This window comes from Corynebacterium suicordis DSM 45110 (assembly GCF_015351405.1).
Classification (GTDB): Bacteria; Actinomycetota; Actinomycetes; order Mycobacteriales; family Mycobacteriaceae; genus Corynebacterium; species Corynebacterium suicordis.
Genome location: NZ_JADKMY010000001.1, coordinates 1,083,560 through 1,095,099 on the forward strand (window position 1 = coordinate 1,083,560; position 11,540 = coordinate 1,095,099).

General features: G+C 60.2%; 9 protein-coding genes. All 9 read left to right on the forward strand.

The annotated features are described in order from the left end of the window. Positions 1-137: 137 nt before the first annotated feature. The 9 genes from dapA to IRY30_RS05085 all read left to right on the forward strand — a co-directional run bounded on the left by dapA (position 138) and on the right by IRY30_RS05085 (position 11,510). A complete protein-coding gene (dapA, locus tag IRY30_RS05045) occupies positions 138-1,040 on the forward strand; it encodes a 4-hydroxy-tetrahydrodipicolinate synthase (protein WP_194556253.1) in 903 nt (300 codons plus the stop codon). Between the two features lie 7 nt (positions 1,041-1,047). Beyond that, positions 1,048-3,363 (forward strand): ribonuclease J, encoded by a 2,316-nt coding sequence (locus tag IRY30_RS05050; protein WP_194556254.1) that lies wholly within the window; start codon positions 1,048-1,050, stop codon positions 3,361-3,363. Positions 3,364-3,381: 18 nt separating this feature from the next. Further along, complete coding sequence (locus tag IRY30_RS05055; protein WP_194556255.1) at positions 3,382-4,071, forward strand: TIGR03085 family metal-binding protein; 690 nt, start codon at positions 3,382-3,384, stop codon at positions 4,069-4,071. Between the two features lie 114 nt (positions 4,072-4,185). Further along, on the forward strand, positions 4,186-7,407 hold the full coding sequence (locus tag IRY30_RS05060; protein ID WP_194556256.1) for an FtsK/SpoIIIE family DNA translocase: 3,222 nt from the start codon (positions 4,186-4,188) through the stop codon (positions 7,405-7,407). A 297-nt stretch (positions 7,408-7,704) separates the two neighbouring features. Beyond that, the gene (locus IRY30_RS05065) at positions 7,705-8,766 is read left to right on the forward strand and encodes a TerC family protein (protein ID WP_194556257.1); all 1,062 of its coding nucleotides are present in this window, start codon (positions 7,705-7,707) and stop codon (positions 8,764-8,766) included. Between the two features lie 80 nt (positions 8,767-8,846). After that, on the forward strand, positions 8,847-9,476 hold the full coding sequence (gene pgsA, locus IRY30_RS05070; protein WP_228502578.1) for a CDP-diacylglycerol--glycerol-3-phosphate 3-phosphatidyltransferase: 630 nt from the start codon (positions 8,847-8,849) through the stop codon (positions 9,474-9,476). Then, on the forward strand, positions 9,476-10,039 hold the full coding sequence (locus tag IRY30_RS05075; RefSeq protein ID WP_374708545.1) for a CinA family protein: 564 nt from the start codon (positions 9,476-9,478) through the stop codon (positions 10,037-10,039). The genes pgsA and IRY30_RS05075 overlap by 1 nt, the downstream gene beginning before the upstream one ends. Positions 10,040-10,136: 97 nt before the next feature. Further along, positions 10,137-10,472, forward strand: a complete 336-nt coding sequence (locus tag IRY30_RS05080; protein ID WP_228502982.1) for a helix-turn-helix domain-containing protein — start codon at positions 10,137-10,139, stop codon at positions 10,470-10,472. 171 nt (positions 10,473-10,643) lie between these two features. Next, a complete protein-coding gene (locus tag IRY30_RS05085; RefSeq protein ID WP_194556259.1) occupies positions 10,644-11,510 on the forward strand; it encodes a PspA/IM30 family protein in 867 nt (288 codons plus the stop codon). Positions 11,511-11,540 lie beyond the last annotated feature (30 nt).

Sequence of the window (11,540 nt, forward strand, 5' to 3'; positions counted from 1 at the left end):
GCGTCGAGAAATAAATCAGGCCACAGCAACGAGAAGTAACACTGCGAATAAAAGCTAGGGGAGCAACGGCTCCAAGAACATGGCCGATGACCCCCTAATGCGCCCAAATTCTGGGCAGGAAGGTAATCTGGTGACTCATGAGCACAGGTAATGCAGCGACTCGAGGAACCGACTCGTTCGGCACAATCTCGGTAGCGATGGCAACCCCCTTCACCAAGGACGGGTCCATTGACTTGGAAGCCGGCGTGTCCCTCGCGGGGCACTTGGTGGATCAAGGCTGCGACTCTCTGGTTCTCGCAGGTACCACCGGCGAGTCCCCAACGGTTAAGTTGGAAGAGAAACTGGACCTGCTCAAAGCAGTACGTTCCGAACTCGGCGATCGTCTGAAGATCATCGCTGGTGGCGGAACTTACGATACTGCGGAGTCCATCGAGATTTCCCGTGCTTCCCAGGAAGCTGGCGCGGATTCCCTCCTGGTGGTCACTCCGTATTACTCCAAGCCAAGTCAGGAAGGGCTGATCCGGCATTTCACCGCAGTTGCGGATGCCGTGGACCTTCCGATTTGTCTCTATGACATCCCTTCGCGTTCCGTGGTGCCCATCGAGCCAGCGACAATCGCGCGGCTTGCCAAGCACCCCAACATCGCGGCTGTGAAAGACGCCAAAGGCGACATCTTCCCAGCCATGGAACTGATCGAAAGCACGGATCTGGCTTGGTATTCCGGCGATGATCCCTCCAACCTCATGTGGTTGGCCGCTGGTGCCACCGGTTTTATCTCCGTGATTGGCCATGTGGCGGCGGATCGTCTGAAGGCCATGCGCCAGGAGTTCGACGCCGGCAATATCGCCGAAGCGCGGAAAATCGCCGTGAGTTTGGCGCCATTGCAACGCGCACAGGCGCGTCTAGGCGGAGTGGCTTTCGCGAAGGCTGCTTTGAAGCTCCGAGGCATCGACGTGGGTGCTCCACGTCTGCCCATTATTGAACCAACAGACGCTGAATTGACTCAGCTCGAGGAAGACCTGCAAGCAGCAGGCGTGTAAGGAAAATATGACTGATCAACGATCACGGGGCCGCAAGGTGACCCGTAAGGCAGCTCCGCCAAGCGCAGAGACTGCAGCCGTTTCGGAAGCAACTAATACCAACACCACCGCGCAGGCATCGGCTGCCAATGAAGCCGTGGCCACCCTGTTCAACGATGGTGGCGCACAGCGCGCAGCGCAGACCCCGCAGAATGATGCCCCAGAGGCTGACTCTGCCCCAGCAGCCTCCGAGCAGCAGGGTAGTGGTTCTGACAACAACTCCGCTGGCGATGACCAAGACTCCCGCGGTAACAACGGCCGTAACCGGTCTCGTCGTTCCCGTGGCCGTAGCAACAACGGTGGTAGCGGTTCCGGCAACAACGGCTCTAGCAACAACGGCTCTAGCAACAACGGTGGAGACAACAACTCCAACAACAACCGTGGCGGCCGTGGACGCGGCGGCAACGGTGGTGGCAACAACGGCGGAAACGGCAGCAACAACCGCGGTGGCCGTGGTGGCAACAACGGCGGCGGAAGCAACAACGGTGGCGGTCGCGGACGCGGTGGCAACGGTGGAAACGCAGGTGGCAAGGCCACCCAGACTGCAGACCTCACGCAGCGTCTGCCACAGCCTCCCAAGGCTCCGCAGAACGGCCTGCGCATCGTCGCGCTGGGCGGTATTTCGGAGATCGGCCGCAACATGACGGTCTTCGAGTACAACAACCGTCTACTCATCGTGGACTGTGGCGTACTCTTCCCCGGCTCTGATGAGCCTGGCGTGGACCTGATCCTGCCTGATTTCTCCTACATGGATGACAAGTGGGATCGCGTGGAAGCCCTGGTGGTTACCCACGGTCACGAAGACCACATCGGCGCCATTCCCTGGATGCTCAAGCAGCGCTCCGATATTCCCATCATCGCTTCTCGCTTCACCAACGCATTGATTGCAGCCAAGACTCAGGAGCACCGCCTGCGTCCGAAGCTCATCGATGTGGATGAGAACTCTCACGAGAGCCGCGGACCATTTGATATCCGCTTCTTCGCCGTGAACCACTCCATCCCCGAGTGCCTGGGTATCGCGCTGAAGACGGGCGCTGGCCTGGTTGTGCTCACCGGCGATATCAAGTTGGATCAGACCCCACTGGACAACCGTCCAACGGATCTTCCTGCGCTTTCTCGCTTCGGTGATGAGGGCATCGACCTGTTCATGGTTGACTCCACCAACGCCACCACCCCTGGCGTCTCCGGTTCTGAAGCAGCGATTGCTCCTACGCTCAAGCGCATCGTGTCTGAGGCCAAGCAGCGCGTGATCCTGGCTTCCTTTGCCTCCAACGTGTCCCGCGTGCAGTCTGCCGTGGATGCGGCTGTGGCTGCGGGCCGCAAGGTGGCCTTCAGTGGCCGCTCCATGGTGCGCAACATGGAGATCGCCGAGCGCATGGGCTACCTGAATGCTCCACGCGGCACCATCGTCTCCATGGATGATGCATCCCGCATGGCTCCGCACAAGGTCATGCTCATCACCACGGGTACCCAGGGCGAGCCAATGGCTGCTCTGTCCCGCATGTCCCGCCGTGAGCACCGTCAGATTACCGTCAGGCCTGGAGACTTGATCATCCTGTCTTCCTCCCTGGTTCCAGGCAACGAAGAGGCTGTTTTCGCGGTCATCAACAGCCTGTCGCAGATCGGCGCCACCGTGATCACCGGCCGCGATGCCATGGTGCACACCTCCGGCCACGGTTTCTCCGGCGAGCTGCTGTTCCTGTACAACGCAGCGCGCCCACGCAACGTGATGCCAATGCACGGCGAGTTCCGCCACCTGCGCGCAAACCGTGACCTGGCGATCAGCACCGGTGTGAAGGCGGAGAATGTCGCCATCGCACAAAACGGCGTGGTCGTGGACCTGGTCGACGGCGTGGCCAAGGTTGCCGGCCAGCTGGACATGGGCAAGATGTTTGTGGACGGCAGCCGCATGGGCGATGTGGATGATGAGGTTCTCGAGGATCGCACCACCATGGCCGAAGGCGGAGTTGTGTCCGTCACCGTGGTAATCGATAACCACACCGGTCGTGCACTTGAGGCTCCTTCCGTGCAAGCCAAGGGCCTTTCCGATGATGCGCGCGATATGCTCCGCGAGATCACCGAATTGGTGGATAACATTGTCCTGGATCAGGCCGGCCAAGGCGAAAGCGATCCGCACCGCCTCAACCAGGCGATCAGACGCCGGGTGAGCAAGCTGGTGCTGGATAAGTGGAAGCGCAAGCCAATGATTCTTCCTACCGTTGTGCCTATGACCAGTGAAATCGTGGAAGAGCTGGAAGAAGACGACACACTTCCAGTTCAGTAAGTAGTTAGACTTGGATGCATGACTTCTGCATCTCAGTCCAACTCGGCCCGTTCAGAGTCCTTCGCTCGCCAAGAGCGTGAGGCTCTAGCGGGTCTTTTGCTGTCCCAGGGACCTTCCGCCCCCACCTTGTGTGAAGGCTGGCAGACCCGTGATATGGCCGTCCACCTCTATCTCCGCGAGCATCGCCCGGACGCGGCCGCCGGCATGTTCCTACCTCCTGTCAAGAGCCACTTGGATTCCGTCACGAGCACTTTGGAGAAGCGTCCGTACGAAGAGCTCGTGGAAGGCTTCCGGCAAGGCCCACCGAGGTGGAATCCGATGCGTTTGGCGGATTCCTTCGTGAATCTGGCCGAAAACTTCATTCACCACGAGGATGTGCGCCGTGGGGGAGGGGAGCCTTTCGAGCCTCGTGAGCTCCCTGCCGACATGCGCAGCGCCCTGTGGCGTGTACTGCAACAGATGTCACGTATGTCGTTGCGGACCGACGGTGTGAAGGTAGTTTTTCAGGCAATCGACGCCAAGCCTGGCAATTCTGCTGCATCTCCTGAGCGTCACGTGTGCGGTGACAAGCAGGGCGACGAGGTCCGGATTTCCGGGCCTGTTGGGGAACTACTGCTGTGGATCTTTGGTCGCGAGGAAGCCGCGCAGGTGGAGATTTCCGAGGACAAGCCCGGCTCTCGGAAGCGCATTTCCAGCAGCTCTATGTAGCTCAGGTTATCCCGGGAGAAATATTGGGAAGCTGGGTCTTTTCGGCGCGCGATTCCGGGGTAAAACGCGTGTTGCAACTGTGACTCGTGTTATTTGAGAGACTAGAGTGGTTGCATGTCTGTTTCAAGTGCTTCGCGCTCTCGTTCTCACAGCCGCTCCGGAAACGCGAGTGGCTCTCAAAGCCGCAAGAAGCCACAAAGTTCTAGCCGCTCACAGGGTAATTCCGGCGCACGCGGGTCGAGTAACTCCCGCGGTGCGCAGAAGTCCACTGGGGCTCGTTCCACCGCCAGCCGTTCTGTGGCACGCCGCGAATCTCCCGGAAGCTTTCACTCCACCTCGGAGTTCGACCGCACGGGAAGCGCGTTCGGCCCAGTGGGCAGTTCCCTGGTCTCCATGTTTTCCGGGGCTGCCCGCGGATTCGGCGGCCTGACCCGCAAGGTTGCCAAGGATGGCTTCCGCAATCACGATGCGCGGGACACGTACGAAGATGATTATGAAGATGATTACTCCGACGATGCCGATGCCCCAACCGAAGTGATTGATCGGGGCGGGGATGAACAGGAATTCGAGCTCCGCCAAGTAGGCGGAAACCGTGATGGCGCCGCCCTGGGCTTGTTCGCCCTGGCGCTCATCCTGGCTGCGACGCTCTGGTTCGGGATAGGCGGAGCCGTGGGCAATGGCATCGCGGATGTTCTCCAGTGGTTTATCGGTGCCGGAGCTCTCTTGGTACCGATTCTGTTGCTGGTTGGCGGATGGGTTCTGATGGTTGGCGTGCAGACCAGCCAGCGCTCCACCGTGCGCCTCTGGCTGGGAACTGCCCTGATCAGCGTGTCCACCTTGGGCATCATTCACATCTTTGCCGGATTGCCTACGGACGGCCCCGGAAAGGCCGCGGCCGGAGGCCTTGTCGGGCAATTCATCGGCTCGCCCATGGCCGTTGGATTCACGGAATATGTAGCCGTGCCGCTGTTGCTCATCGCCATTGTCTACGGCGCACTGCAGCTCACGGGTCTAAGCATTGCCCAGGTATGGGGAGAAATCACCAACTGGCTGGGCATGCGCCGAGCTGATTTCCGCGAAGGCTATGGCGCAGACGGGGAACTCATTGAGGACGACGATCTCTACGGTGATGTCGATGCCGAGCTCGAGCAGGCTATCGAGCAGGATCGCCCAGTCCGCCGTGGCCGGGGCAGTGCTGCTCTGACGCGCCAGCGTCCCGCAGCCACGCCCATGGACAACTACCCGGTGGAAAACTACCCAGCTGATGCAGATGCAGCTGAGCAGACCCGGGTGTTGAACTTCGAGAGGAAGAGCGCGGCAGAACCCATTGCGGAGCCCGCGGAGCCCGCTGAGCCAGCGACCCCAGTACAACCGGTTAAGCGCAAGGTACGCAGCAAGGTACCCAAGGCGGTACCTCCGCTGGATGACGTAGCTGAGCTGCTGGAAGACGAAGAGCCAGCCACCAGCGCTCCCGCAGCGGGACGCGCAGAAGACGGACGCGCAGCAGGTGGGCGCGGAGTGGCAAAGGCAGCCACGCAGGACCCGGTCAGCGATTCCCGTGAAGCGATGCGCCAGGCGATCATCGCCCGCTCGGGCATCGACCCAAGCTCGGTACCCGCATCGACTCCTCGTTCAGAGGTGGAAAAGGCAGAGGCTGGCGTCGAAAACGAAGGGCCCCAAGCCATCCAGCCAGAGGGCGATTACGTGCTGCCCTCCACCGACCTGCTCATCCCGGGTGATATTCCCAAGACCCGATCTGCGGCAAATGATCAGATGATCGATGCCATCACGGCGGTGTTCGCGGAATTCAACGTGGACGCTGCGGTGACGGGCTTTTCTCGTGGCCCCACAGTGACCCGCTATGAAGTGGAGTTGGGCCCGGGTGTGAAGGTCTCCAAGATCACCAACCTGCAGTCCAACCTGGCTTATGCCGCGGCCACTGACAACGTACGTCTGCTGGCACCGATCCCCGGCAAGTCCGCCGTGGGCATCGAGGTTCCGAACAAGGACCGCGAAATGGTGCGCCTGGCTGATGTGCTCAACGCGCCGAAGGTGGTGGGGGATCACGATTCCATGCTGGTAGGTCTGGGCAAGGATATTGAGGGCGACTTCGTGGCCCACAGCATCCAGAAGATGCCGCACCTGCTGGTCGCGGGTTCCACGGGCTCAGGTAAGTCTGCCTTCGTGAACTCGCTGCTGGTGAGTCTGCTGACCCGCGCCACGCCCGAAGACGTGCGCTTGATCCTGGTGGACCCCAAGATGGTGGAACTCACGCCATACGAAGGCATTCCGCACCTGATCACGCCCATCATCACCCAGCCGAAGAAGGCAGCCGCCGCGCTGACCTGGCTGGTGGAAGAGATGGAGCAGCGCTACATGGACATGAAGAGCTGCCGCGTGCGCCACATCAAGGACTTCAACCGCAAGGTGAAGTCCGGGGAAATTACCACGCCTTTGGGCAGCGAGCGCGTGTACCGGCCGTACCCGTACATCGTGTGTGTTGTGGACGAGCTGGCTGACCTCATGATGACCGCTCCGCGCGAGATCGAGGATTCCATCGTCCGCATCACGCAGAAGGCACGTGCAGCGGGTATCCACCTGGTGCTGGCCACGCAGCGTCCTTCTGTGGACGTGGTGACCGGTCTGATCAAGACCAACGTGCCTTCCCGTCTGGCTTTCGCCACCAGCTCGCAGACAGACTCCCGCGTGATCCTGGATCAGTCCGGTGCGGAAAAGCTGATCGGCATGGGCGATGGCCTGTTCATCCCGCAGGGTGCGGGCAAGCCGCAGCGTATCCAGGGTGCGTTTGTGACGGATGAAGAAGTTCAGGCCGTGGTGGATGCAGCCAAGGATCAGGCTGATCCCAATTACACCGAGGGTGTGACCGAGGACAAGGCCGCGGAGGCCAAGAAGGACATTGACGCGGATATCGGCAACGATCTGCAGGATCTGATCCAGGCCGTGGAGTTGGTGGTCACCAGTCAGTTCGGTTCCACCTCCATGCTGCAGCGTAAGTTGCGCATCGGCTTTGCCAAGGCTGGCCGCCTCATGGATCTCATGGAATCCCGCGGCGTGGTGGGCCCATCCGAAGGCTCGAAGGCGCGCGAGGTGCTGGTCAAGCCCGAGGAGCTGGAGACCATCATTTGGATGATCAAGGGTGCCGACCCGGCAACCGCGCCGAAGGACGAGGACGATGATTTTGCCGACGCCGATGCCCCGGAATCTTCCGGTATCGCTGAAGATGATGGCTTCGCCGACTCGGACGCAGAGGATGCGGGCGATGAGCAGGGCGACACGCGTATCGTGTCTGCGCGTCCACCGAGCGGATCCTTCTAACTCAGCGGCTGGGCGCTCGGGCACGGGCGCGTGGCAGTCACGGATGCGTGACACTTTTGCCCTGCCGTGTAGAGTTGAGCGAGTTGGAGGGGAGTACCCCGTTCCTACGATCTGATCGTCAACACGGTTTTGCACCTAATGCGAAACTCGGTCAGGTTGGCTGGCATCAGCCCTCAGGGCAGCAATTGAACAGCAGTTGTTGCGCTGGGAGTGCACGCTCGTTTTTGCAGCGTCCTACCGTGCCAGTGGGGGAGACCTCCGGTCCTTTAAACGTACAAAAGACCGGAGGTCTTAATCATGGAAGTAAATGCTTTAACGTGGGCAATCACCATCGCGGTGATCGCTGGTTTCTTCGTCTTCGATTTCTACTCGCACGTGAAAACCCCTCACGAGCCCACCATGAAGGAATCCGCAGGCTGGTCCGTTTTCTACATCGGGCTCTCGCTGCTGTTTGGCGTGTTCCTCTGGTTCACCTGGGGTGAGCCCGGCAACCCGCATCAACACGGCATCGAGTTTTTCACGGGCTATGTCACCGAGAAGGCTTTGAGCGTAGATAACCTCTTCATCTTCGCGCTGATCCTCTCCGCGTTCCAGATCCCACGCAAGTACCAGCAGAAGGTTCTGCTGATCGGCATCGCTATTGCCCTGGCTCTGCGTCTGGTGTTCATCCTTTTGGGCGCTGCTGTGATCTCCGCGTGGTCTGACGTGTTCTACCTCTTCGCCATCTTCCTGCTGTGGACGGCAGCCAAGCTGCTGTGGGACGAGGTCTCCGACAAGGACGAGACGCACCCCGATGACATGCCCATCATCAAGTTCATCCGCAAGGTCATCCCGGTTTCCGGCGAGCCTCACGATGACCGGCTTTCCTTCAAGGAGAACGGTAAGCGCGTTCTGACTCCGCTGTTCGTGGCCCTGATTGCCATCGGCTTTGTAGATATCCTCTTCGCCCTGGACTCCATCCCCGCGATCTACGGCATTACCCAAGAGCCATACATCGTCTTCACCACCAACGCTCTGGCTCTGCTGGGCCTGCGCCAGCTGTACTTCCTGCTGGATGGCCTGCTGGATAAGCTGGTGTACCTCTCCTACGGCCTCTCCCTGATCCTGGGATTCATCGGCGTGAAGCTGCTGCTGCACGCGTTGCATCAGAACAACCTGCCGTTCCTCAACAACGGCGAGAACTTCTCCGTGCCAGAGGTTCCTGTGGAGCTCTCGCTGATTGTCATCGTTGGCATCTTGGTGGTGACCACCGTTCTCTCCCTGACCGTGGGTAAGAATAAGTCCGTGCAGACCGATGCATCAAAGGCTCCCGATTCCGCAGATACGACTGAGGATTCTGCGGACAGCTCCGTGCGATAAACAACACACCGGCTATGGTCTGTGATTCGGTAGACTGTGGATTCGCATCCATGCCGTGGGAGATCAACTAGAGGAGTCCGATGACCAAGGAAATGCCAGCTGCGAACCAGCGTTCACCGTTTGGTCGTCTGGTGCGTGCTGTGAGCCTGCCCAATGTGCTCACGTGCGTGCGCATTCTGCTCATTCCGGTGTTCCTCTGGCTCATCCTCTCCTCGGGGGACTGGCAGGATGGCGGTTCGGCGCTCACCCATCGTTGGTGGGCTCTAGCCACCTTCATCCTGCTGATGTTTACCGACCAGCTGGACGGCTTCCTGGCCCGCAAGTACGAGATCATCACCGATTTCGGCAAGCTGGCCGACCCCATCGCGGACAAAGCACTGATGATCTCCGCCCTGGTCAGCCTGAATATCCTGGGCGATCTCTGGTGGTGGGTCACCATCGTGATCGTGGTCCGCGAGCTGGGCATCACCGTCTGGCGCATGGTTCTGGCACGCCGGGGCAATGTGGTTCCCGCCTCCAAGGGCGGCAAGCTCAAGACCGTGTTGCAGACCCTTGCCGTGACCCTCTACATCCTGCCGCTGAGTGGCGCGTGGGATTGGGCAGCGCACGTGGCCATGGCCGCCGCGCTCATCGTCACCGTGGTCACCGGCATCCAGTATCTTCTTGATTCTCGACGCCAAACCCCACCAACCCCCGCCCCAGCAGCCTAGTGTCCTCCGACCCGCTGGAAAAAGCCCTCGCACTGACTGCTGATCTGGCACCCCGTGTGGTGAAGGCCTGCTCTGAGCAGCAGCTCACCCTCGCTTCCGCTGAATCCTTAACGGCTGGCCTAGTTGCGTCCTCTATTGCCACGGTTCCAGGCGCGTCCAACGTTCTGCGTGGTGGCCTGATTGTGTACGCCACTGAGCTCAAGACTCTCCTCGCGGGAGTGGACCCGGAGCTCTTGCGCAGACAAGGTGCGGTGGATCCCGAAGTAGCCGCGCAGCTCGCGCGGGGAGCAGCGGTCAAGTGCCAGGCGGATATCGGGATCGGGCTGACTGGGGTGGCTGGCCCGGACCCGCAGGATGGGCATCCCGTCGGGGAAGTATTCGTGAGCTGGTATTTGTCAGGGGTGGCGTCGGAAAAGGAAGATCTGACGGGCCAAAGCGTTACGAAGCAAATGAATATTCCGTACCTGCCCACGGAGGGTGATCCTGCCTGGATCCGCGCGATTGTCCGGCAATCTGCTGTGAACTTTGCCCTCCGTGGGGTTCTGGATTGTTTGGATAGTTAGACTAGTGGGAACAAATTCTTTAGATGATCCGTTGGGATGTTTGATGACACAACAAACGATGGTGAGAGTAAACCACCCAGAAGCTCATGATGTGGACATGGATTCTGCGCACGCTTTCCACATGCCGCACAGCGAGCCTTTGCTGCGGGAAGCTTTGGGCGCAACCATGAAGGAATTCCGCTCCCAGAGCGGTTTTACCCTGCGCGAATTGGCGAAGATGGCGAACATCAGCCCGGGTTATCTTTCGGAGCTGGAGCGTGGGCGCAAGGAAGTTTCTTCTGAGTTGCTGGCCAGTGTGTGCCACGCGATGGGCGTGAGTGTGGCGTCCGTGATTCTGGAATCCGCGGACATGATGGCACTGGATGCCGCTGCGGCACAGCTGGCGGAGACCATGGGGAACGAAGGCCGCGTGGCCGTTCCTTCTCGTAGCTAGGGCTCAGCGCAGCTTGTAGGGCTCAGCGCAGCTGGTTCCCAACTTTTCACCGCCGGTGCCGGCGCAACCGCTGGTAGAATCAAACGCGATTATTAAGAATTACTCAAGCATTCTGCACTGGGCGTTTATCGCTGGATGTCAGATGCACCTCGATAAGGAGTTTCGCTACATATGGCTAATCCATTCTCCAAGGGGTGGAAATACCTCATGGCTCTGTTCGATAGCAAGATTGAAGAAAACGCGGATCCCAAGATCCAGATCGAACAGGCAATTCAGGATGCACAGCGTCAGCACCGGGCACTGTCCCAGCAGGCAGCTGCCGTGATTGGCAACCAGCGTCAGCTGGAAATGAAGCTGGATCGCCAGTTGCAGGACATCGAGAGCCTGCAGGCACGCACCAAGAACGCGCTGCAGCTTTCCGATAACGCCCGCTCCCAGGGTGATACCCAGAAGGCCACTGAGTACGAGAACGCCGCAGAGGCATTCGCTGCTCAGCTGGTCACTGCAGAGCAGTCCGTGGAAGACCTCAAGGCGATGCATGACCAAGCCCTGCAGTCCGCCGGTCAGGCGCGTCAGGCAGTGGAACGTAACGCAATGCAGCTGCAGCAGAAGACGGCCGAGCGCACCAAGCTGCTCAGCCAGTTGGAGCAGGCCAAGATGCAGGAGCGCGTTGCGGAAACCCTGCAGTCCATGGATTCGCTGACCCACAACAGTGGCCCAACCCTGGATCAGGTGCGCGAGAAGATCGAGACTCGCTACGCTAACGCTCTCGGCCAGGCTGAACTGGCGCAGAGCTCCGTCCAGGGTCGCATGATGGAAGTTGAGCAGGCGAGCGTGCAGCTGGCTGGCCACTCCCGCTTGGAGCAGATCCGTGCGGAAATGTCCGGTGGAAACAATGCTGGTCAGGGGCAGGTTGCAGGGAAAAACCAGCAGGCCATCTCCGGTGGTCAGCCACAGGCCGGCAACCCAGCCGCCAGCTCACAGGGTGCGGATGAGGCAGTAGCCCAGCGCATGCGTGAGCTCCGCGGCGAAAGCTAGCAACCGCGGAGAGCCCGTGGGCTAGTCGCC

Excerpts from the sequence above, each read along its gene's own strand:
- IRY30_RS05080 (WP_228502982.1), top strand. The coding sequence starts at position 10,137 with ATGGATTCTGCGCACGCTTTCCACATGCCGCACAGCGAGCCTTTGCTG.
- IRY30_RS05085 (WP_194556259.1), top strand. The coding sequence starts at position 10,644 with ATGGCTAATCCATTCTCCAAGGGGTGGAAATACCTCATGGCTCTGTTC.
- IRY30_RS05065 (WP_194556257.1), top strand. The coding sequence starts at position 7,705 with ATGGAAGTAAATGCTTTAACGTGGGCAATCACCATCGCGGTGATCGCT.
- IRY30_RS05060 (WP_194556256.1), top strand. The coding sequence starts at position 4,186 with ATGTCTGTTTCAAGTGCTTCGCGCTCTCGTTCTCACAGCCGCTCCGGA.
- dapA (WP_194556253.1), top strand. The coding sequence starts at position 138 with ATGAGCACAGGTAATGCAGCGACTCGAGGAACCGACTCGTTCGGCACA.
- IRY30_RS05050 (WP_194556254.1), top strand. The coding sequence starts at position 1,048 with ATGACTGATCAACGATCACGGGGCCGCAAGGTGACCCGTAAGGCAGCT.
- pgsA (WP_228502578.1), top strand. The coding sequence starts at position 8,847 with ATGACCAAGGAAATGCCAGCTGCGAACCAGCGTTCACCGTTTGGTCGT.
- IRY30_RS05055 (WP_194556255.1), top strand. The coding sequence starts at position 3,382 with ATGACTTCTGCATCTCAGTCCAACTCGGCCCGTTCAGAGTCCTTCGCT.